This is a genomic window from Lysinibacillus sp. CNPSo 3705 (assembly GCF_028674935.1).
In the GTDB taxonomy this organism is placed as follows: domain Bacteria; phylum Bacillota; class Bacilli; order Bacillales_A; family Planococcaceae; genus Lysinibacillus.
Map to the genome: position 1 here is coordinate 17,462 of NZ_JAQZSD010000002.1, position 20,419 is coordinate 37,880.

The 20,419-nt window shown below is 34.3% G+C and carries 25 protein-coding genes; 11 read left to right on the forward strand and 14 right to left on the reverse strand.

The annotated features are described in order from the left end of the window. The first annotated feature begins 122 nt into the window (after window positions 1–122). Entirely contained in the window at window positions 123–1,937 is a 1,815-nt protein-coding gene (locus PVA17_RS00890) for a methyl-accepting chemotaxis protein (RefSeq protein ID WP_274066636.1), read from the forward strand. A gap of 412 nt (window positions 1,938–2,349) precedes the next feature. Here the strand turns inward: PVA17_RS00890 and PVA17_RS00895 are convergent, their stop codons facing one another. The 3 genes from PVA17_RS00895 to PVA17_RS00905 all read right to left on the reverse strand — a co-directional run bounded on the left by PVA17_RS00895 (window position 2,350) and on the right by PVA17_RS00905 (window position 3,995). Continuing rightward, window positions 2,350–2,772: an exosporium protein C gene (locus tag PVA17_RS00895; protein ID WP_274066637.1), complete on the reverse strand. Its 423-nt coding sequence runs from the start codon at window positions 2,770–2,772 to the stop codon at window positions 2,350–2,352. Window positions 2,773–3,026: 254 nt separating this feature from the next. Next, window positions 3,027–3,368 (reverse strand): BRCT domain-containing protein, encoded by a 342-nt coding sequence (locus tag PVA17_RS00900; protein ID WP_274066638.1) that lies wholly within the window; start codon window positions 3,366–3,368, stop codon window positions 3,027–3,029. A gap of 255 nt (window positions 3,369–3,623) precedes the next feature. Continuing rightward, on the reverse strand, window positions 3,624–3,995 hold the full coding sequence (locus PVA17_RS00905; RefSeq protein WP_483307995.1) for a VOC family protein: 372 nt from the start codon (window positions 3,993–3,995) through the stop codon (window positions 3,624–3,626). Between the two features lie 281 nt (window positions 3,996–4,276). On the opposite strand from PVA17_RS00905, the gene PVA17_RS00910 reads away from it, so the two are divergent. Further along, complete coding sequence (locus tag PVA17_RS00910; protein WP_132362547.1) at window positions 4,277–4,546, forward strand: hypothetical protein; 270 nt, start codon at window positions 4,277–4,279, stop codon at window positions 4,544–4,546. A 487-nt stretch (window positions 4,547–5,033) separates the two neighbouring features. Here PVA17_RS00910 and PVA17_RS00915 read toward each other — a convergent pair whose 3' ends face one another. Then, entirely contained in the window at window positions 5,034–5,525 is a 492-nt protein-coding gene (locus PVA17_RS00915) for a hypothetical protein (RefSeq protein ID WP_274066640.1), read from the reverse strand. Between the two features lie 206 nt (window positions 5,526–5,731). On the opposite strand from PVA17_RS00915, the gene PVA17_RS00920 reads away from it, so the two are divergent. The 5 genes from PVA17_RS00920 (at window position 5,732) to PVA17_RS00940 (ending at window position 9,673) form a co-directional block, all read left to right on the forward strand. Next, on the forward strand, window positions 5,732–5,884 hold the full coding sequence (locus PVA17_RS00920) for a hypothetical protein (protein ID WP_274066641.1): 153 nt from the start codon (window positions 5,732–5,734) through the stop codon (window positions 5,882–5,884). Between the two features lie 169 nt (window positions 5,885–6,053). Next, the gene (locus PVA17_RS00925; protein ID WP_274066642.1) at window positions 6,054–6,371 is read left to right on the forward strand and encodes a hypothetical protein; all 318 of its coding nucleotides are present in this window, start codon (window positions 6,054–6,056) and stop codon (window positions 6,369–6,371) included. A gap of 6 nt (window positions 6,372–6,377) precedes the next feature. Continuing rightward, window positions 6,378–6,773 (forward strand): MerR family transcriptional regulator, encoded by a 396-nt coding sequence (locus tag PVA17_RS00930; protein WP_274066643.1) that lies wholly within the window; start codon window positions 6,378–6,380, stop codon window positions 6,771–6,773. Between the two features lie 186 nt (window positions 6,774–6,959). Continuing rightward, complete coding sequence (locus tag PVA17_RS00935; RefSeq protein ID WP_274066644.1) at window positions 6,960–7,727, forward strand: nucleotidyltransferase domain-containing protein; 768 nt, start codon at window positions 6,960–6,962, stop codon at window positions 7,725–7,727. 464 nt (window positions 7,728–8,191) lie between these two features. Continuing rightward, complete coding sequence (locus PVA17_RS00940) at window positions 8,192–9,673, forward strand: malate:quinone oxidoreductase (RefSeq protein ID WP_132362557.1); 1,482 nt, start codon at window positions 8,192–8,194, stop codon at window positions 9,671–9,673. Between the two features lie 359 nt (window positions 9,674–10,032). Here the strand turns inward: PVA17_RS00940 and PVA17_RS00945 are convergent, their stop codons facing one another. From PVA17_RS00945 to PVA17_RS00980, 8 genes are all read right to left on the reverse strand, one after another. Next, on the reverse strand, window positions 10,033–10,314 hold the full coding sequence (locus PVA17_RS00945; RefSeq protein ID WP_274066645.1) for a hypothetical protein: 282 nt from the start codon (window positions 10,312–10,314) through the stop codon (window positions 10,033–10,035). Then, complete coding sequence (locus PVA17_RS00950; protein WP_274066646.1) at window positions 10,311–10,967, reverse strand: hypothetical protein; 657 nt, start codon at window positions 10,965–10,967, stop codon at window positions 10,311–10,313. Before PVA17_RS00950 ends, PVA17_RS00945 begins: the two co-directional genes overlap by 4 nt. A 163-nt stretch (window positions 10,968–11,130) precedes the next feature. Further along, on the reverse strand, window positions 11,131–11,544 hold the full coding sequence (locus tag PVA17_RS00955) for a MarR family winged helix-turn-helix transcriptional regulator (RefSeq protein ID WP_248717535.1): 414 nt from the start codon (window positions 11,542–11,544) through the stop codon (window positions 11,131–11,133). Window positions 11,545–11,774: 230 nt separating this feature from the next. Then, window positions 11,775–12,434: a hypothetical protein gene (locus PVA17_RS00960; RefSeq protein WP_274066647.1), complete on the reverse strand. Its 660-nt coding sequence runs from the start codon at window positions 12,432–12,434 to the stop codon at window positions 11,775–11,777. 3 nt (window positions 12,435–12,437) lie between these two features. Further along, the gene (locus PVA17_RS00965; RefSeq protein WP_132362567.1) at window positions 12,438–12,845 is read right to left on the reverse strand and encodes a permease prefix domain 1-containing protein; all 408 of its coding nucleotides are present in this window, start codon (window positions 12,843–12,845) and stop codon (window positions 12,438–12,440) included. Next, window positions 12,842–13,171 carry a PadR family transcriptional regulator gene (locus PVA17_RS00970; protein ID WP_053482886.1) on the reverse strand — a complete coding sequence of 110 codons (330 nt, stop codon included), beginning with the start codon at window positions 13,169–13,171 and terminating at the stop codon, window positions 12,842–12,844. The genes PVA17_RS00965 and PVA17_RS00970 overlap by 4 nt, the downstream gene beginning before the upstream one ends. 196 nt (window positions 13,172–13,367) lie before the next feature. Continuing rightward, complete coding sequence (locus PVA17_RS00975; RefSeq protein WP_274066648.1) at window positions 13,368–14,558, reverse strand: M14 family metallopeptidase; 1,191 nt, start codon at window positions 14,556–14,558, stop codon at window positions 13,368–13,370. A gap of 585 nt (window positions 14,559–15,143) precedes the next feature. Next, window positions 15,144–16,145: an HAAS signaling domain-containing protein gene (locus PVA17_RS00980; protein WP_274066649.1), complete on the reverse strand. Its 1,002-nt coding sequence runs from the start codon at window positions 16,143–16,145 to the stop codon at window positions 15,144–15,146. Between the two features lie 421 nt (window positions 16,146–16,566). Here PVA17_RS00980 and PVA17_RS00985 point away from each other — a divergent pair, with 421 nt between their 5' ends. Both PVA17_RS00985 and PVA17_RS00995 read left to right on the forward strand, forming a co-directional pair. Continuing rightward, on the forward strand, window positions 16,567–16,887 hold the full coding sequence (locus PVA17_RS00985; protein ID WP_274066650.1) for a GNAT family N-acetyltransferase: 321 nt from the start codon (window positions 16,567–16,569) through the stop codon (window positions 16,885–16,887). Window positions 16,888–17,157: 270 nt separating this feature from the next. Beyond that, window positions 17,158–17,526, forward strand: a complete 369-nt coding sequence (locus tag PVA17_RS00995; protein ID WP_274066651.1) for a sterol carrier protein domain-containing protein — start codon at window positions 17,158–17,160, stop codon at window positions 17,524–17,526. A gap of 86 nt (window positions 17,527–17,612) precedes the next feature. Here PVA17_RS00995 and psiE read toward each other — a convergent pair whose 3' ends face one another. Further along, window positions 17,613–18,068, reverse strand: a complete 456-nt coding sequence (gene psiE, locus PVA17_RS01000) for a phosphate-starvation-inducible protein PsiE (protein WP_132362573.1) — start codon at window positions 18,066–18,068, stop codon at window positions 17,613–17,615. A gap of 206 nt (window positions 18,069–18,274) precedes the next feature. Here psiE and PVA17_RS01005 point away from each other — a divergent pair, with 206 nt between their 5' ends. Further along, the gene (locus PVA17_RS01005; RefSeq protein WP_132362575.1) at window positions 18,275–18,496 is read left to right on the forward strand and encodes a phosphate-starvation-inducible protein PsiE; all 222 of its coding nucleotides are present in this window, start codon (window positions 18,275–18,277) and stop codon (window positions 18,494–18,496) included. Window positions 18,497–18,640: 144 nt separating this feature from the next. Here PVA17_RS01005 and guaC read toward each other — a convergent pair whose 3' ends face one another. After that, a complete protein-coding gene (guaC, locus tag PVA17_RS01010; protein ID WP_132362577.1) occupies window positions 18,641–19,624 on the reverse strand; it encodes a GMP reductase in 984 nt (327 codons plus the stop codon). A 332-nt stretch (window positions 19,625–19,956) separates the two neighbouring features. On the opposite strand from guaC, the gene PVA17_RS01015 reads away from it, so the two are divergent. Beyond that, window positions 19,957–20,382 carry a VOC family protein gene (locus PVA17_RS01015; protein WP_274066652.1) on the forward strand — a complete coding sequence of 142 codons (426 nt, stop codon included), beginning with the start codon at window positions 19,957–19,959 and terminating at the stop codon, window positions 20,380–20,382. Window positions 20,383–20,419 lie beyond the last annotated feature (37 nt).

Sequence of the window (20,419 nt, forward strand, 5' to 3'; positions counted from 1 at the left end):
TACAAATAATTTAAAAAGTGACTATGAATGACGATAAGATGGGTATTGAGGACATTGTAAGGAAATATCATAATTTAGATTCAAAAGAAGTAATTAATAATCAAAGTTAAATAGAAGGTGTAATGAAAATGGGTTTTCCCTTGATTGGAAGAAAAAAAATATTAAATACCAGGAGGACAACTAAGCGCTCTAAAAAAGCGAATTCTAGAAGTTTAGTATTTACGAGCTCGTTATTTCTCTCCGCTCTCATAATTATCGTTATCGGATTAATGATTTCCCTGTCCATCCGCGAACAACGTGGGGCGTACTTTCGCCAATTTGATGAATATGGAAAAGTATTTAAATCCATAACTCAACAAAATGAACCTCTTGTTGCCGAAGCAACGAAGACAATTCTTGAGCATCAACCATTGGAGGGAAAACCATTCGAGGAACTCCCCAATATTTTGAATTCTATGAAATCCAATCATATGGTAGTGGATGTCTATTTATTAACACCGGACATTATCAAGAAGGATGGCAAAGAATACTTATATAACTCAGAATATGGTCGGGATCCAGTTGAATATGCTGAAGAGTTAGGTACGTTATATGAATTAGATTCGGAATTTCTTAAAAGTTACGAAGATACAATGAGAAACGGTAGCACCTTAACTGATGTTTACACTGATGAAGGTGGAACTTTCATCTCGTATTTAGCGCCGATTAATGACGGAAGCGGGAAACCAGTTGCGTTGCTCGGTGTCGATTTCGATTATGGGATTGTTAAAAAGGAACTCCAACGAATTCTATGGACGAATATCACGGTTGGTATTTTTTTTGTACTTATGTTAATCGCGTTGGTTGTATTCATTCTTCGTAAAATGTTGCGTCCGCTTGCACGTTTAGCTGAAGTGTCTGAACATGCATCGAAAGGCGATTTAACCGTTGAAATTCCTGTACTGAACCATAATGAGATTGGTAAGGCTGCAAGTTCAGTTAATCAGATGATTAGCGGACTTAGGATATTGACCCATAACATACAAAATTCTTCGAATGAAGTTGCAGTATCTTCTTCTCAATTACAAGAAAGCGCTGCCCAGACCGAAGCAGCTACGCAAGAAATCACAGGTGCCATTCAAAACATTGCTGTTGGTCTCGATGAACAACTTCGTCATACTAATGAGTGTCAACAATCAATGAAGGAAATGGGAGTGGGTATTCATAGAATCGTAGATGCATCCTCTGTCGTCTCAGAATTGGCTTCGGTTACAGCAGATAGCGCAAATGCAGGAATGAAGGATATAGAAACAACAGTTGCTCAAATGAGCACAATTGAACAAAACTTGAAAACATCGGTCGAAGCAATCCATGGACTGAAGAAATTAAGCGATCAAGTTAGTGAAATGGTTACATTAATAGGTAGCATTGCTAATCAGACCAATTTGCTTGCACTTAACGCATCGATTGAGGCATCGCGTGCAGGTGAGCATGGTAAAGGTTTTGCCGTTGTGGCTCAAGAAATTCGTATACTCGCTGAACGGTCTAAAACCTCTTCGGAGAAAATAACTGACATACTCCAAGGTATCAGCGATCACACGAGTAAAACAGTGGTTTCTTTGGATAAATCAATGACAGAAGCCCAGGCAGGTACACACATTGCGAATAAGGCAGGGCAAACATTTAGTTCGATCGTGGAGTCGATTCAGAAAGTGTCTGATCAGATTGATGAAGTATCTGCAGCTTCGGAACAACTGTTATCAGGAAGTGAGTTAGTTGCGGCTTCACTAACAGTGCTGGAGGGTATCGCAAATTCATCTTCAGCCGACTCCGCTCACGTCGCCGCCTCATCAGAAGAACAACTTGCAGCCATGCAAGAGGTAGCCAGTTTTGCAGCTATGCTTTATGGGCTGGCGGATGAATTGAAACAGAGTGTTGACCGTTTCCGTGTAAAGTAGGTTACTGGTTAAAACCGCACTTACATTAGTTACGGAGAACCGTATCATAAGTAAGTGCGGTTTATGAAAAGAACCACCTAAAACGTTGGAGTGTCAGCGTTTTGGTGGTTTTCATTTATACAAATTAAATAATGTCAGTTTTAATAAATGAGGGTAGTAACATTTTCTAATATTGAATAGTGATTTTCGCTAGAGATAAAGATCTTATATACTAGGAAAGTATAATATAAACGAAAAAATAAGCTGTATAGAAAGTTAAATTTTAATAACTTCTGTACAGCTTATTTTTTTAATTAATATGCCTTAAAGCATTCGTCTCACTCTATGAACACTCTAAAAAAATTGATCATGTATGCCTTAAATTTGCATGGGGCATAAACATAATCAAGAGGCATAGTAAGAACTATTATCGTTAACTTTTTATAGCTAGGCCACTAAAAGAAATCGGTCCAACAATGTTTGCTTGTGCGTTGGGTGTAATATTCTCAGCAAAAACTTGATAGAAGTTAGCGCCAGCTATTAAATTGGAATCAATAGCTTGGAAGGTAAAGATGTAATTTTGTTCTGAATCAGCTGATTCTACTCCATCTTGCGTATTATAGATCTCTTTCCCGTTACGGAAGACTCTAAATACAATTTGGGAAATATCAGTAACTCCTGCCACGCCGATGCTTGCAAGCAGTTCAACATTATTGTTTCTTGAAGCGGTGCCTGGAATGTTTATTTGAATCGAAGCTAAAAGAATTTTAAATGGTGCCTGCGGGATTGGAAAAGCAGTTTCTGGGTTAAACGTATTTAGAGGTTCAGTTGCTTGGTAATCAAGAATTTGTACCATTTAATCACCTCCTTTTGCTAGGATACTATAAGATATGTTCTATATTAGAGTTGGATTGTGTAGTAAACTAAGCTGTGTTATTTTTTAAACTTCGTCTAGTGAACTGTTCTAGTTTTTAATGGAATTATGAGCTTTCAAAGTAAAATCATTTTAGAATTTATGATCTTTAGTTTGAAGTAATAAAATAGGTGAAAAGGTATGTAAACATAGTTGTTTTGCATACCTTCTAAGATGAGATGGAATAAAGAATGGGTTTAAATTGGAGGTAGCTCTTTTTTTTGCATTGAAATGAGCCACATAAAATCATCTTCAATAATAATTTGAAGATCTTGACCGAGGCTAATTAATTTCTCCGCTTTTAATTGTTTCGTACTTATACCGCGACGTTTGTCCCCGAGAATAACGAAGTCTGTATCTTGTGTCACAGTCCCTTGCATAATCCCTCCACAAGATCGTACTCTTTTCGCAGCTTCTGAACGTGTCATCGTGGAAAGGGTCCCTGTAAAAACGATTTGTTTATTATAAAACGGATGCATCAAGCACTCGGATGGATCAGAAAGTAAGATGATTTCTGTGTTGTCCTTATTGTTGTTCATGTTGGTTCTCCTTGATGATTTCAACCTAAATGATAGGTGAGCTTGATTATAATTTGTATAATGACAGGAATAGTACTGTACATCAAAACTAGTCATGGAGAATCGTATCATATGTCAAGGTGATTGGCAGATGTAATGGATACACGATAGAGGAATTGTTACTTGAAGTACCGTATCGGAAAAAGTGCAATTTACACTTGCGTATTAAAAGGATTATTAAAGGAGAGCGCGTATATTTGACGGTCACCTTTCTTCTTAAACTTGCACTTCACTCATGAATGCATGAGTATTATCTTCTGTATCTTTAAAAAATACCATCCATGTTTCTGTTTGTCCCATTTTTGCTACAACATGTGGTTCATCGATAAACGTAACATTTTTATTTACTAAATCCTCATATGTCATGCTCAAATTTTCAACTTGAAAATAAATAATTGAACTTGAATAAATAAATTCGTCTTTTTCTGGCAAGGTTAACAAAAGACGTAATCCATTACAATCAAAGAATGCCATGCTGTCAGTATTAAATAAAAGTGAAAGCCCTAGTTTTTCTTTATAAAAATGTATGGCTCGATCTAACTCTTTAACTGGGATTCCGATTTGTCCGACGCTTTGAATACTCTTCATTTCCAATGACATTATCCTCTTTCAAATATGGATTTATCTTAAGAAAATACTATTAAATTTAGTATATCTTATCCAAAATCAACTGCAATGGATAAAGTATTTATAGAAAAATCTGACCGTGCTGAAGTATAAAAATTAAATGTTTATTGTGATTTTTAATTTAAAAGTACGCTAATAAATGGGGGAGTATTCATTAGCTTTTCCGTACATATTTTCTGCACATTTTCCAATACTATATCTAAATTATTTATATTAAATTGGCAAGAAGGGAAGATGAAAAATTGGCTAAGCACTCAGATATGAGCTGGAAACAAGATCATCCAAGCACTTTGTTTGGGAACTCTGTCCAAAAGGCAGAGCGTTTGTTGAAGCATGCAAAGTCACATCCGGAGGAAATAGCGATTGAGCATGCTTTCAATCAAATCGAACATGCAGAAAATGCATTCATGAATGCACAGCAATTTGGTGAGCATTTGGATACAGTTCAGCAAAATAAAGAATACTTAGAGCAAATCAAGCAGCAATTACACGAAATGCAAGGCAAGCAGTAGACAGAAGATATAAAAAAAATACAATTAAGCGGCTTAGCCTAAAAGGACTTGAGCCGCTTAATTGTATTCCTTTTGCTTGTAGTAACTTTACTTTTAGTCGATTATAGCGCTATGTTGCATAGAAGAGGAAACATAACGTTTTCTTTTCCGATGGATCCTGGGCTGTGATCCGACGAATTGGAATACATGCTCTCCAAAAAATTGTAGTGACTGACACCTTTCCTGGGAAATATTTTCAGTGTTTTTTTACATTTAATTTAGTTTTTGTATCATTACAAGTAAAAACGTATGCCATATAAGTTGATTGGAGTGGAGCTGGCGACTCCATGGGGATTAGCGATATAGATGAACGAAGGCTAAAACCATCACATCCTGTAATAACTCCTTCGTGACCAACCTCGTGTTGGCCCGAGACCCCTGGAGCGAGCCTCGCAAATTCGGACGCCCCCAGGAACGGAAATCAACCCTTATGATGACGAACTTATTCTTAACACCAAACAATTACTGTATACGGTGTTGTTTGTGCAGGAATACTCCTTGTAGTAGGACCGTAAATCACAATTAAGTTTCGATTTGCCGGGCTTTTTGAAAAAGGTTGCCCATTCTTAAGCAAGATAAGTGTATAAGCAGAAAGATTTAGTTGTAATTGACCATCACTACTCACTAATTGATTATTAAAAAAGTCGACTTTGACATTTTGAAAGTTATTTTCCTTTACGATGACGAGGGCTCGATATTGAGGTGGATATATCAAAGGAACAGGTGCACTCCCATCATAATATCCAGTAATCAAATCACCAATTGTTACAATTTCTTGGTTTACAAAATAAGTAGAAGGTGAGACGACAAAATTGATAATGCCCTGAGTACTATCTTCTACCGTCATAAGCTTATAACAGCCTTCCTTTTCCCCATTTTGCCCGATCGGAAAATCATCAATCTGAGTAACGACCCCACGAAATGATTTAAAGTTTACCATTGCTATTCCTTTCTGTATTAAAATCAAAAATTGGTGAAACAAGCTAAAAGAAAACCAACTTTATAATAAGCAGCGTCATTTTAATTTATGTAACATTCCCAATTTGGGTGACAGAATGATTTTATGATCAAAAGGTTAGGTTTCTATATTACATGAATCAATATATACTTAATTTGCAAACTATAAATTCAGAGGAGGGGAGATTATTGAAGTGGATTTCTAAAAATAAGAAGCCCCTTTTACTATTCATCATTATTATTATTTTTATTGCTGGTATACTCGATATCAAATATGAAGGATTATTCTTTCAACTATTACCAGGATCTATTCAAAACTATTTAGCTGATATTTTTAAATAAGTAGGATTAGGAGAAAGAGACTGAGCTATTCATAGTTGAAATTGGGTTTATGACTTAATTAGTAATTTAGCTCTAGAAGAATGATGACTGCTCTTCTGATTTGAATCTGTTGACATGGAGTTAACTCCATCTTTTAAAGTGAAAGTAATAAAAGGTTGGGGTGATGTAAATGGATGTTATTGTTTATGTATTGATAGGGGTATACGCATTATTAACAGGGATTGCAGGCTTGCATCAATGGAAAGAGAATGGCTTTCAAATACGAGCATTCTTATTTGTGGTCATATCTATCAGTATTGTTGTAACAATATTTTTACCAAACAAAGCTCTAGTACTGATGTTATTAATTTTAGAATTTGTGTTGTTACATGTATTAACAGTTGCGGAAGGGCTATTAACAAATAAACAGCTAAGATACAGTCACCATATCGTTCGTTTCATATTCCATTGTATACTACTATTATTGGTTTATAAATTTATAATGTAGTAGGTGATGATCATAAAAATTGGCGAATTTGCTACATGTACGGATCTTAGTAAAGATACGATCCGTTATTACGAAAAAATGGGTTTATTACATCCGGAAATGAAAAACAAACACCGTGAGTATAACGAGGAACATATTGAAATCATTAGTGCAATTCGTAAACTAAAGCAATGTGGTTTTTCACTTCAAGAAATTAAAATGCTTTTTGAATGGTCGCAAAATACGGATGAAAATGATGAATTGACAGAAGCGGAAATCCAAAACGTTCAACAGTTGAAAATATTATTTCAAAATAAGTATAAACAGATGATTCAAAGAGAAAATGAGATTAAACAAATAAAGCAAGTCTTGCTACGTGTTGATCATAAAATCGAGCAGCTGCTAGAAAAAAGTAAAGGTTAGTTGGGTGTCATTTTAGACAATTATCTAATTAAGAAAACAAAGGAAACATCATAAAAAAGATAATATTTCATAATTTAACACAGCTAATAGGCTGTGTTTTTTTTATAAAAAATAAAAGGTTTTCTTCAAAAAATCTTGAATATATTGTGGTATTCCAAAGTCTGATTTTTAAGAAGGGTGATGTTTATGGAAGAGTGGAAAATGGCACTTGAAGAGTTTTTAAAAGATTGGAAGAATCGACATGATGTTGTAGGGGCACTCGTATGTGGGAGCTATATAACGGGAGATCCTTCAAAGCGTTCTGATATAGATGTACATATTATTTTATCTGAAGATGTTGATTGGCGAGAGCGAGGGAATAGGGTTATGAATGGTTTTCTTATAGAATATTTCGCTAATCCACCAAAACAAATTCGCAAATACTTTCAACAAGATTTTCAAAACCAAAGAACAATGTCCATGGTTCAATTTATTACAGGAAAGATTTTATTTGATAACACGGGCATACTTAATGAATTAAAAATCGAAGCGGAACATTGGCTAAACAAAGATTATGAAGACCTAAATAAAACAGTTTTAGAAATAAAAAAATATTCACTCTGGGATTCACTAGATAATTTAAAGGATTGTTTTGAACAACAAAGAGTAGATTTCCCCTTTGTATATTTTAATTCATTAGCTAATTTATTTTCTGAGTACTGTCAGTTTCTAAGATTAGAAAGCATTCCATACTACCAAGTACATTCTTATCTTATAGAGCCAACATATATTAAAAAATATTTAAAAAATGTTTTTCCTGATTCAATATTTAAAGAAATGTTTTTAAAAGCATTATTAGAAGTGGACAAACAAAAGATGGTGGAGGCATATGAACTGTTAGTAAACCATGTATTTCATCAGATGGGTGGTTTCAAAATAGACGGCTGGAAAATAAAAAGCACTGTCGAAAAATAGGATGAGATTTGATTTTTTGGTTAGAATAAAACAGAAATAACACTAGTAAATATTAAGAATATTCGTTATATTTTTATATGTAGTGGAGCTGGTGCAAAAACAAGACTGGTTCCATATTTTTATGTTATTATATAGATATAATATTAAAAGATCCGCATTATTATATGAAAACGCTAGCCAATTTTAGGTCAATTATTCCATAAAACTTACATGAAGGTTGGGTTTCTTTGCGGTGGAATAGGAGGTTTTTCTCTTGATTTATTAAGGGGAAGGCTCGAAAAAAGCACATAACTCTCATATAGATAGTTGATATTTTAATCTTTATGTAATTATGATACACTGCAATAAGGTAATAATTGATACAGAAAAGGTGTACGCCTAGGTTACTCCATGGCTTACTGAGATATCTAAGCAGGAGAGCTATACATCCTTTCTGCAAATCTTAATATATAAGGAAGGTAAAAATGAGTAACAGACAAATTAAATCAGATGTTATCTTAATTGGTGCCGGAATCATGAGTGCGACTTTGGGGACAATGCTCAAAGAATTAGCACCAGATTGGAAAATTACAGTATTTGAGTCGCTCGATAAAGCTGGTGAAGAAAGTTCTCACGAATTAAATAATGCGGGAACTGGACATGCTGCACTTTGTGAGCTTAACTACACTTCAGAGAAAAAAGACGGATCAATCGATATTAGCAAAGCGATTAACGTTAATGAACAGTTCCATGTTTCAAGACAGTTCTGGTCTTATCTAGTGAACAATAAACTGATCAATAATCCACAAGACTTTATTATGCCTTTACCTCATATGAGTTTAGTACAAGGGAAAGACAATGTAGAGTTTCTAAAAAAACGTCATGAAACGATGACAAAAAATCCTTTATTCCAAGGTATGGAATTTTCTGATGATCCAGAAAAACTAAAGGAATGGATTCCTCTTATTATGCAAGATCGTCCAGCAGATGAAGCTATTGCTGCGACAAAAATTGATACTGGTACAGACGTTAACTTTGGTGCATTAACACGTATGTTATTCGACCACCTAAAAAATAAAGACGTTGACATCAACTATAACCATAGTGTTGAAAGCATGAAACGTACTAGCGATGGTTCATGGGAAGTACGAGTGCACGACAAAAAAGGCTGTAAAATGGAATACCATACAGCAAAATTTGTTTTCCTTGGAGCTGGTGGAGGAAGCCTAGAATTACTACAAAAATCAGGTATTCCTGAAGGGAAACATATCGGTGGATTCCCAATCAGTGGATTATTCCTAGTATGTAAAAACCAAGAAGTTGCTGAGCAACATCATGCGAAAGTATACGGAAAAGCTAAAGTTGGTGCTCCACCAATGTCTGTTCCGCATCTTGATACACGCTATATTGATAACAAAAAATCATTACTATTTGGACCGTTTGCAGGTTTCTCACCTAAGTTCTTAAAAACAGGTTCAAATATGGATTTATTTGCTTCTGTAAAACCGCATAATATTACAACGTTATTAGCGGCAGGGGTTAAAGAAATGGGCTTAACAAAATATTTAATCCAACAACTTATGTTATCTAAAGAACAACGTATGGAAGAGCTACGTGATTTCATCCCAAATGCTAAGAGCGATGATTGGGATATTATTGTAGCTGGTCAACGTGTACAAGTTATTAAAGATACTGAAGCTGGTGGTAAAGGAACACTTCAATTTGGTACAGAAGTTGTAAGTGCTTCTGATGGCTCAATCGCTGCATTACTTGGAGCTTCTCCAGGTGCTTCTACTGCTGTTCACGTTATGCTTGAGGTAATCAATAAATGCTTCCCTCAACATGTTAACGAATGGGAATCAAAAATTAAAGAAATGATCCCATCATACGGCAAGTCATTAGCAGAAAACCCAGAGCTTCTTAAAGAAATTAACGAAGCAACAGACGAAGCGCTTCGTTTAAAATAAAATAGGATGTAGAAACAAAGAATGTAAATGATTTGTTTCTACAAAATACAATAGGACCTTCAATTTTAATTTTAGATTGAAGGTTCTATTTTTTTATTTCAACATCTTTAAGGAAGAGTATTTTGTGAAAAATTAGCCTCTATTAAAACGTGGAGTGATTTCATAGCGTATGCTTTAACGATTCTCATATCCTTTTGATAACAAGTTGTACCAGGAATATTTAATATATTATCTAATATATTTAAATAGGCATTAATTAATGACAAAATCGCAATAATTTATGAAACAAATATTTATAAATCAAAATAAATGATTAGAAGCACACCTCTTACTAGCAAATAAAAGGTGTGCTTCTAATTTTAAAATTTAAGCTTGGAATTACAAAATTGGATAGAGCGTTTGATATACATTGAACAAAAGAATAGCAACAAAGAAACCAAGAGTGCTAGCGGAATGCTGAACACGATTGGAAGCTCTACACCATACCAAATGCTCATTTGTATTTGTTCCAAGCCGAATGTTCGTAAAATGCCGGCTACTATTGATAGTAATGCACTGAAGACCAGCCCTGCATAGAGGATAGATAGTACGAGAAGGGCTAATGAGCAAAAAAAGCCTTGAATGATTTTTATGAATGTCATTCGTTTTCCCTCCGTATAATTTGTTGCACCTTGGCGTTTTTAGCAATCGAATAGCTTTTTGTATAATAAAGTGTTTGTATATGACAATTATCGCCTATTGCTACAATATCTCCGTCAACAATTTCTGCATCTGTATAGGACAGATGTATTTGTTCACCTTTAATACATGTACAATTCAACTTTTTCTGTAGAAAAGAAATAGATAACGTATCTTTTTCTACATGTATCACATCTGCAATAAGCTTTCCAATTTTATTTCCACCAGACATTTTTAAGTGAAAATGTTTAGCCTCTATTTCATTTGCTTTAACAAAACCGACTGCATGAAACTGTTCTACTTGTAAGTTTTGTTCAATGCCCAACTTTCCAGAACTATTCAATTTTGTTACTCGCCCATTGCACATATTTAAGCTCCCCGCACTTTTCACCTCATTAATTTCACAAAAATCTTTTATAGAGCATGATCCCGTATTATTTAAAATCTGTGCTTCAACGAGGGAATGAAAAGAACTATGACCATGAGTGGAGATTTTTTTTACGCGTATTTCCTGATGTAAAGCAACAGATCCACGGATATTTAATTGCTCACAGTCTGCTACTAAGTCTTTAATAGAACCGTTAGTAAGGGTTACTGTACGTAGTTTTTGAATCAAGGATAACCACCTCATTTTAATTTAATTAATATATATTTTAATTACTAAAATATATATTAATTAAATTATATATTGCTTTGTTTTGTCAAGAACAAAAAAGTGCTACGAGGGTTTTTTATGGATTTTTTAGGCAATAAAAAAAGGATTTCAATAACATGAAATCCTAAAAAATTTTATTCATTAACTGATTAACTTCACGCAATATGTTTGCCATGTCTATCAGCTTTTCCTGTGGAAACTTTAAAAATAAATCTTGAACCTTTAATTCACCGCTATTAGTTAACGCCATTTTTACAACACGACGATCTTCTTGTTCTCTAATCCGTTCTACAAGTTCTAATTTCTCAAGTTTATCGCACATCGATGTAACGGCTCCTGGTGTCACACTAAAGAACTCAGCAATTTCAGTTGCCTTCATACCATTATTACTCTTTAGTTGAAGTAGGAGGATCAGTTGGTTTTGCGACAATGTTTCTCCCTCGGATAAGAGATTTACAAACTTTTTTGATTTCTGTTGTATTTCAAGCATTTCTCTCATAATCGTTTCCACATTGTGCAATTGTTCTTTTTTTGACATAGTATCACAGCCCGTTAAAATATTTAATAACTAAATTATATAGTAAATAAATAATGTGAGCTACAGCAATCGTTGCTAATGACTATATCGATAACTTCGAGTGCTGTTGTACTAAAGGTTTATTATATTAATGATATTAACGAGAAGAGTGGATTACCACCATAACGTGTGGTTGATTTCTGTTCTTGCTGGGACCTTTCCCCTGTGGACATGAAGTTTAATCGGAATTTTCAGACCCTTTTAGGGAGAGTTGTTGAATTGTATATTTTTCTTTTATAAACATAAAAGTACATGCTAAGTGGCCACCATAGAACGATAAAGATTGGATAGATCGCCCATATCACGCCTGGTGAAGAAACAATATTTACTGTAATAAAAAAGATACTAATAAGAATTGTAGCGGTAACAGAGAAGGCTACAAACGTTTTTCTTTGTGCGTGATATAAAGCTAAAGGCCACCAAATGACTAAAAATGATGGATAGATTGCCCAAGGGTATGGATGCGATAAAATAATATTTAATAAGGAGTAATAAATAATGGTACTTGCACAGCCTATTAGTGCAATTTTTAATGTTTTTGCTTTTTCCTCTAAATACATTAGAATAGGCCACCAGATAATTGGATAAACCGCATATATGAACCATATATAATCTGGTGAGTATAAATAATTTTCAATGATTAGAAAAGCAATGATCATGGCGCTGCAAACAAGAGAATATTGTTTATACATTCTTTTAGACATGAAAAATAAAGTTATAGGCCATAGTAAAATTAGAAAGCACGGGTACATAAACCAAATCGTCTGAGGTGAAGTCGTAAAATTGACGATTCCTAAAAAAATCATTGTCATCAAACTACCAACAATCGAAAAGCTAATAAAGTTCTTCATGTTTTATTCCCTCCATTTCTTACGTGACCAAACGAAGTACATAGTTAATGGCCACCATAATATTGCGAAGATTGGATAGATTGCCCAAATTATATTGGGTGTATAGTAAAGATTAATAAAAATAAAAAATACAATAATTAAGCCACTACCCCATATAGAGAATTCTAAATTTAATTTAGACATGTTTTTCTTTTCGGGCTCCTTAACACCTAATTCCTTTTTTAAATCCTCGATATCCCCAAACTCCACGATGGCTTTGTTGATGGCATCCTCTTGTTCTTTCCCTTGCTCCATTAAATAAAATACTTTTTCTTCAAGGTTTTGAATAATTTCTTGTTTCACCATCTCTGTTTCTTTATTACGAGGAATGTCTTTAAAAAGCTCATCAATATGATTTTTTATCTTTTTCATTCTAAGCCCTCCATAAATAAGTCGATAATTTCTTTTACTTCCGACCACTCTTTTACTAGCTCATTTAAATAAGCTTTACCTAACGGGGTAATACGGTAATACTTTCTTTTGCCTCCGTGGGAAACATCACCATAATAGGCTTCAATAATTTCCTTTTTCTCAAGACGTTGAAAAACTGCGTATAAAGTTGCTTCTTTAATTTGAAATCGATTATTTGTGCGGATACTTATTTCCTGAGAAATTTCATAACCATAACGGTCTTTCTCTAAAATTAACCTTAAAATAATGGAATCCAAGTGTCCGCGGATGATGTCACTTCGAACCATAAGTCACCTACTTAATTTTTATTGCTCTATCTGTTAGAGTAATATTAGCAAACATTACTCTGCCTGTCAAAGTAATTTTTCCAAATACGTCCAGATTTTCACCGAAGTGTAATTATTAAAGGTCAAAAAATCCCCTTTTACATCAGAAGTAAAAGGGGATTGGGGTTATTTATTTAGCATTGAACGGCTGTTTTTATTACATATACAATGCTGCAAGGAATATACCTAATGTTTCTTCATAGATGTCGTCGAATTGACTAAGCGGAAGTGGATTTGTACCACTACCTAATTCAACTGTAAAGCCAGGTCTACGCCAATCCTGAATAAACCAATCTTTATAGCCTGCATAACTGCCAGCTGAATGAATAGGCTCGTAGCCACTGACGCGGCTAAACTCATTAACAAGAATTTCTGACTCTGGTGGTTCGAGATTTTTAAAACCCCAATAAATCACTCTGCCTTGTGTATGAAACGCAAGAACTCTAGCAAAATCGCGTTTCTTTGTTAAGTCAGCCATAGCAATGGCCTCAGGCTCGGACAAAGGCCGTTGTCCGCCAAAATCTCTTGGCCCAGGTATTTTTGGATTTCGCGCACGTTCGAGTTCCCATTCTGCAGGAAACTGATCGTTCAAATCGACACCATTTATATTAGCCTTCCAACCTGAGAAATCGGTGCTATCGTTATTCATCGTAAGAAGCTTATTTCTTAATACTTCGTCATTAGGTGGCCCTTGTAATACTAAATCAACACCATCGGGATTGACCATCGGAACTATAGATAGGATTGTTTGCTGGTAAAGTGGTAATGAAGATAAACCTCGAATTGTACTTTGATTGGTGAGAGAGAGTAGATAGTCGTTAATAAAAGTTAAAATAATCGAAGTCGTAATCCATTCGTTCGCATGAAAGGAGCCGTTATAATGGACACGCTTAGTTCCGTTCCCGATGAGAAGCTCTGGGATTTCATGTTGTAAAACAGAATGTCCAATAGTAGAGCTTTGTAGAAATGGATAAGCATCGACAAGCTTTTTAATATCATTCATCATAATCGTGTAAGTATAATTTTGTTTCCCATTGACGAGCCTCCATGTAATTCGTTGGGGGATGCGGATTGTCTGTCCAATGTGTAATTGATTTGGATTAAGACCGGGGTTGACAAGCAAGATTGCTCCTAATGGCAGATTTCTGCTTTGGGCTATTTGCCAAAAACTATCTCCTTGTTTTACTTGATAATTGACTGTAACAAACCCTGGAATTCGAATGCGCTGTCCAACCGTTAAAAATTGAACATTAATATTTCGGTTCGAATCTTTAATTAGTTGAAGAGGTATTTTAAACACTTCACTGAAACGCCAAAGAGAATCCCCTGGTCTTACGTAAATGTCCACAATTATTCTCTCCTTAATTTAAAGTAGTTCAATATAAAATGTATATGAAAAAAATAGGGGACTTATTAACTTTAAATGAGTAGATTTTGTTAAGTATTTGTCGGAAAAGATGTTAATCGGCTTTGTCATATAAACTACTCCTCCGATACCGCGCAAGCTTGTTTTTATCCCTAGAGCTGTGACAATAATAATATCGTTCATTTTGCTTAATACGTTTACAAGCTTCAATATCGTCGATTCCGGCCATCATAATCTAAGAAAATCAAATCTACTGAATTTCTTGTAGGATTTGGTGCATCTAACTGTAAATAATCAAAAAGCTCATAGGCAGATGTTAGAGAAACACAGTTATCTTAACCTGCATATTTTCATACTTTTTCTAGATTGACCTGATTGCCACCTACAAGAAGAATGGTCATCATTATGTCCCTTATTTTGTTTGAAGTAGTGCAGATTCTTTATGAATGTATGAACGTTATTATTATACAAAATATTGGAGAATAACGGTATTTTAAGGAGAATGTAGATTATGAATAAGTAAAGAGCTAACAAGAAAGAGTCAGCTCTCGAAACGTATCGTTCTTTTCAAATTCTAGCTTTTTTAAAGCCATTATAAATATCAAATGCATTTGCAATGATGGCAATAGCAATGCTTACGAATAATATTCGGTCTATCGCAAACAAAATCTTAGCAGAGGTCGTTCCCGTAATTGCAGCAATATAAGGTACGGCTGGACTGTGTATAAGATCAGGGTGAATAGCCATCAGGATAAAAACAATGACTCCTGTACATTGAAGAAGTGCATTAGTTACGGCGATTAACATGGTCCATTGACCAGCTTTCAATTTCCATAATGTTAAAGCTACACTTAAAATGATACAACATAAAACGATTGGAGCGAAGGACAGTAAGACATCCTGATTGAATATAGGCATAACAAATTTCAACCCGCCTTTATTGTGAGAAGTATAAATTCCTAACAGGTGATTAGCATTGAAATAGGCAAAGGAGAAAATAGCAATGCCTAAGAAGCTTAAAATATTATCATTAAGTGAAATCGTTTTTTCTTTAGGGATTATTTTAACTTTTGCTAAATTATCCGGTGTCCATTCTTTTTTTATAAGGGGCATTCGAACGTTTTTTCCTTTAGATCGTTCGATGACAATGAAAGCAACTGTAATCCAGAACAGTGCGTAGATGATTACTGAAATAATATGGGAGATAGTGATTGAAATAGTTTTAATAATAGCAGTCAGGAGTGCACCTTCTCCGTTATAGAGCACAATACTTTCTATCATCTGTACAATAATTGTAAGTAAAATTGCCCAAGGAATAACTAATTTTATTGTCCTAATATAAGTGTCAAACACTTCTGGACCAATAAAAAATCGTGGCGTTTTTTGATAGCTTGCTGCAACTTCTACAGGATTACCGAGTTTTTTAAGAACTTCCTTTATAGCTGATTCTGAGTAATCTTCAGATAACATATCTTCAATAGTAGATTTTAGTTCTAGACGGGTTTTATCACGCTTATCCTTGCTTATCCTTTTAGTTACTTCATGAATATATGCATCAATCAGAGTCACTCTTTCCGTCTCCCTTCAATAATTCAATCCATTCCTTTTTAGTTAAGTCATATGTGTGCGCAACACATCGTATTTCCGGCACTTTCTGATGCCCTAATCAACGAGCTAACGACAGTAATGTATTTTAGCTACTACCAACGTGCTTGAGAAGCTGAATAAGGGTGTAGCTATAAAACATTGTATGCAAAAACAACAAGCACGAAATGTTCCGCCCCATGCTTCCTTTCTGTAAATAAGGAGCCCACCGAGTCTTATTTGTATGTGGTAATATATGTTATTATCGAGGATTGAAATTCATGTGAAAAAAATTATGAAAAGAGCTTGCCTTAAAATAATTTAGTGTGGGATGGGGATGTATATGAAAGTCGTTGAAAAATTATTGTAGGAAGAGGAAGAGGATTTTATACATTTTGTTAATATTGTGGAGGGTGCTTATCCAGGAAGGATAGGCAGTTTACAACCAACAAAAGAGCAGTTAAAAGCGCTTTTTATGCACAATCAAAACAATGACGCAGCTATTCATTATTATGGGCTATGGGAAGATAACAAATTTTTTGGTGGCATGCGACTCCATGATTTTGAAATGAATCTCTTCTCTAAAATGATGCCAATCGGGGGAGTAGGCCTAGTTGCAGTTGATTTACTCCGTAAAAAGGAAAATGTTGCCAAAGAATTGATCGATCATTTTTTTAAAGTTTTTTTTAGAGAAAAATGTTCATTTTGTTGCGTTATATCCGTTTAGACCTGACTTTTATAAAAAAATGGGCTTTGGATACGTATGTTTTTAAAAACAGAATCAGAGCTGGCATCAATTTTTAATAACCCTCAAAACTATATTATTGCTGTTGAAAAGGAAGATTCAATACAAGGTTATATGGTATTTTCCTTTAATAAGCAAAGTGAAACAAATTACTTAATAATCTAGTCATTAACGAATGGATCTATGAGACACCTGAGGCTCTATTAGAGTTCAGTACATTTTTAAATAGTCAGGTGGATCAAGTGAACCGTATTGAATGGAACACTTTTAGGAGATATATGTAATGGAACAAATCATTTAATCCCAAGTGTCTATCATGCAAGTGCTGTTTCTGGTGTTGGTTTAATGTATCGCATTATTAATGTTCGCGGTTTTTTTGAGGAGCTTACAACACATAATTTTAATGGTCAAACATTGACATTTAAGTTAACTGTGAACGATTCGTTATTGGCTGAAAATAATCAGCAAATTGTTATCGAGGCTATTGATGGTAATATAAAAATTTCTAATAGTACTAACTATGGTGTAGAAATGGTGATCGATATCGCAGAGCTTTCTTCTCTTATCATAGGAGTTGTGACAGTACAAGAATTATTGATGCTCAGCAAGGTGAAGATTTAGTGATGGACAGTACGTACAGTCATTGCATCATTTCTTCTTTGTCCTTGATAAACCAACTTGCATTACAGCATTTTAGGAAAATAAAGTTATGGTTCTTTTTTCATAAAGAGTGATGAGCGTACAGGCCGTTCCAACGGCGTAATATTAATAATAAAATAGCTTACAATTAATATTAAAATAATAAGTGAATAAATTAAGGTGTTGATAGGATGATCATGTTCCACAATAATTAATCGAATCATGGCTGTAATTCCTATATAAATAAAGTACCTTAGTGGGAAATGATAATTCTCTTTAAAATATTTAATAATCATAGTAATAAATTCAAAATACAAAAAGAAAATAAGAATATTAGCAAGAAAAAGCTTATAGTCTCCACCATCGTTGTTGAAAATTAAAATTTTAAGAAATTGGATGAGTTCTTTGCTAAGTAGGAAGGATAAAATGAGTGCCAGAAGTACAAGACATATATTAAGAAATGACTGTAAAATTTTAGGTATTGCCTTTGTTAATTGTAAATAAGTCGAGTGCTTATGGTTCATCGAATTCCTCCAAACTTATAAATCGTTATTAATGAATATGAAAACGCGTCATCGTTTTATGCTTTGAATATAACATTTCATCGTAAATATAATAGTGTGTATTTGTAAAGTTTTGGTATATTTTCATGAAAGAAAGTTTTCAAAATAAATTAGCTGTATGCTAAAATAGATGTGCATGAATATAAAATTTAAAAGGGGTTTTAAAAATGGCTAAAGCAGTAAAAGCAGGAAAAATTACACCAGAGCGTTTAGAAGAAGCATTAAACGTACGTGATCGTCTTATTATCGAGTTATTAGTACAAGTACTTGATGAAAAGCTTGTAATTGAACGTCCAGTATTACGTGAGCGTGTAGCAAACCTTGTAGACCTTTCTGATTATGATGAAGAATTAAAAGAAACGATCCACGCTGTTATTAACAAGCTATAATTGAAAGGGAAATGCTACACCTCATGGGTAGCATTTTTTCTTTTGCAAGTACGGAAAATTGCTCAGTATTTGCCCAGGAGAAACGGAACCAACGAAAAACCCAAACAAGAATTTATTCCATTCTTGTTTGGGTTCTTTTAGTTTTTAATATACTTTATCACCATTAAAAATAGAGTTTTTCACAATTACATAATCTACATTTCGAATGGCATCAAGTTTATTGCCGCCTGCATAGGAAATAGATGATTGAAGGTCTTGTTGCATTTCAATTAACGTATCTTTGATGCTGCCTTTATGTTCAACAAACATCTTTTTACCTTCAACATTTTTACGTTCGCCTTTTTGGAATTCAGAAGCAGATCCAAAGTACTCCTTCACAGTTTTACCGTCGATTTCGATTGTTTCGCCAGGTGACTCTTCATGACCTGCAAATAATGATCCGATCATCACCATTGAAGCACCAAAGCGAACCGATTTTGCAATATCACCATGTGTACGAATACCGCCATCAGCAATAATAGGCTTCGTTGCGGCTTTTGCACACCAGCGTAGTGCGGCAAGTTGCCAACCACCTGTACCAAAACCAGTTTTGATTTTAGTAATACATACTTTACCTGGTCCAATACCAACTTTTGTTGCATCTGCACCCGCGTTTTCAAGTTCACGTACCGCTTCAGGTGTACCCACATTACCGGCAATAACAAAGCTATTTGGTAGATGTTTTTTGATATGTTGAATCATACGAATGACAGCATTTGAATGACCATGTGCAATATCGATTGTAATAAATTCAGGCACTAAATTAGCAGCTGCTAATTCTTCAATAAAAGGATATTCCTCATTTTTTACACCAACACTAATGGATGCGATTAATCCACGATCATGCATATCTTTAATGAAATTGATACGTGTCTCAGGGTTAAAACGGTGCATAATATAAAAGTAACCGTTTTCAGCAAGCTTCACAGCAAGACTTTCGTCGATAATTGTTTGCATGTTTGCTGGTACAACAGGAAGTTTGAATGTATGACCACCTAAAGTAACAGAAGTATCACATTCTGAGCGACTTTCTACTATACATTTTGCGGGAATTAGCTGAATATCTTCATAGTCAAAAACGTTATCCATGATAAACACTCCTAAAATACGAATATTTTTTAAGTTTTGATTTAAATCGTTCGTCATTTGGTAATTTACATTATTTTCGAGTAAATGTCAAAGCTTTTATCTAAATAAATAAAAAAATAGCAGGAAAAAACAGGAATTAACCGAAATATAAAGATATACTATTTTTTGTTATAGCTGGACAAGCGTAATGCTTCAAAAGAAAGTCTTAGCAAAAATCTTGGAATATTTGTAGGAAAGTAAGATTATTGATTGGTTTATCTAAAATTTGTATGATTATTTGCTATCCATGTAAAATAGAATTGTTTCAAAAAATGACAAAGGGAGTGTTGGAAATGGCAGTAGAAGTCTATTTAATTTTTAATGGAAATTGTCGAGAGGCTGTCTCTTTTTATGAGAAAGTTTTTAATGCAAACAAGCCTGAAATTATGACATTTGGAGATTCACCGCAAAATCCAAATTATCCATTACCAGAGGAAGCAAAAGATCTTGTGATGCATACGCGACTTTCGATTTTTGGTAGTACAGTAATGTTCTCAGATACATTCCCGGGCAGTCCATTCACGACTGGAAACAATGTTACATTAGCCGTTGTTTCAGACGATGAGACACAGATGCGAAAAGCTTTTGACGGTCTTAAAGAGGGTGGCAAGGTTAAAATGGAGCTACAAGAAACGTTTTGGAGTAAATGTTATGGCTCCCTTACGGATAAATTCGGTATTGAATGGCAATTTAGTTATGAGGAAAATAAAGAGCAATGAGTAATTGCTAAAAAGTTGAAAAGCACGATGTTTGGAA

Bases quoted from the DNA above. Each gene is read 5' to 3' on its own strand.
- PVA17_RS00890 (WP_274066636.1), top strand. From the start codon at position 123: ATGAAAATGGGTTTTCCCTTGATTGGAAGAAAAAAAATATTAAATACC.
- PVA17_RS00895 (WP_274066637.1), bottom strand. From the start codon at position 2,772: ATGGTACAAATTCTTGATTACCAAGCAACTGAACCTCTAAATACGTTT.
- PVA17_RS00900 (WP_274066638.1), bottom strand. From the start codon at position 3,368: ATGAACAACAATAAGGACAACACAGAAATCATCTTACTTTCTGATCCA.
- PVA17_RS00905 (WP_483307995.1), bottom strand. From the start codon at position 3,995: ATGAAGAGTATTCAAAGCGTCGGACAAATCGGAATCCCAGTTAAAGAG.
- PVA17_RS00915 (WP_274066640.1), bottom strand. From the start codon at position 5,525: ATGGTAAACTTTAAATCATTTCGTGGGGTCGTTACTCAGATTGATGAT.
- PVA17_RS00925 (WP_274066642.1), top strand. From the start codon at position 6,054: ATGGATGTTATTGTTTATGTATTGATAGGGGTATACGCATTATTAACA.
- PVA17_RS00930 (WP_274066643.1), top strand. From the start codon at position 6,378: ATGATCATAAAAATTGGCGAATTTGCTACATGTACGGATCTTAGTAAA.
- PVA17_RS00935 (WP_274066644.1), top strand. From the start codon at position 6,960: ATGGAAGAGTGGAAAATGGCACTTGAAGAGTTTTTAAAAGATTGGAAG.
- PVA17_RS00940 (WP_132362557.1), top strand. From the start codon at position 8,192: ATGAGTAACAGACAAATTAAATCAGATGTTATCTTAATTGGTGCCGGA.
- PVA17_RS00945 (WP_274066645.1), bottom strand. From the start codon at position 10,314: ATGACATTCATAAAAATCATTCAAGGCTTTTTTTGCTCATTAGCCCTT.
- PVA17_RS00955 (WP_248717535.1), bottom strand. From the start codon at position 11,544: ATGTCAAAAAAAGAACAATTGCACAATGTGGAAACGATTATGAGAGAA.
- PVA17_RS00960 (WP_274066647.1), bottom strand. From the start codon at position 12,434: ATGAAGAACTTTATTAGCTTTTCGATTGTTGGTAGTTTGATGACAATG.
- PVA17_RS00965 (WP_132362567.1), bottom strand. From the start codon at position 12,845: ATGAAAAAGATAAAAAATCATATTGATGAGCTTTTTAAAGACATTCCT.
- PVA17_RS00970 (WP_053482886.1), bottom strand. From the start codon at position 13,171: ATGGTTCGAAGTGACATCATCCGCGGACACTTGGATTCCATTATTTTA.
- psiE (WP_132362573.1), bottom strand. From the start codon at position 18,068: ATGAACCATAAGCACTCGACTTATTTACAATTAACAAAGGCAATACCT.
- PVA17_RS01005 (WP_132362575.1), top strand. From the start codon at position 18,275: ATGGCTAAAGCAGTAAAAGCAGGAAAAATTACACCAGAGCGTTTAGAA.
- guaC (WP_132362577.1), bottom strand. From the start codon at position 19,624: ATGGATAACGTTTTTGACTATGAAGATATTCAGCTAATTCCCGCAAAA.
- PVA17_RS01015 (WP_274066652.1), top strand. From the start codon at position 19,957: ATGGCAGTAGAAGTCTATTTAATTTTTAATGGAAATTGTCGAGAGGCT.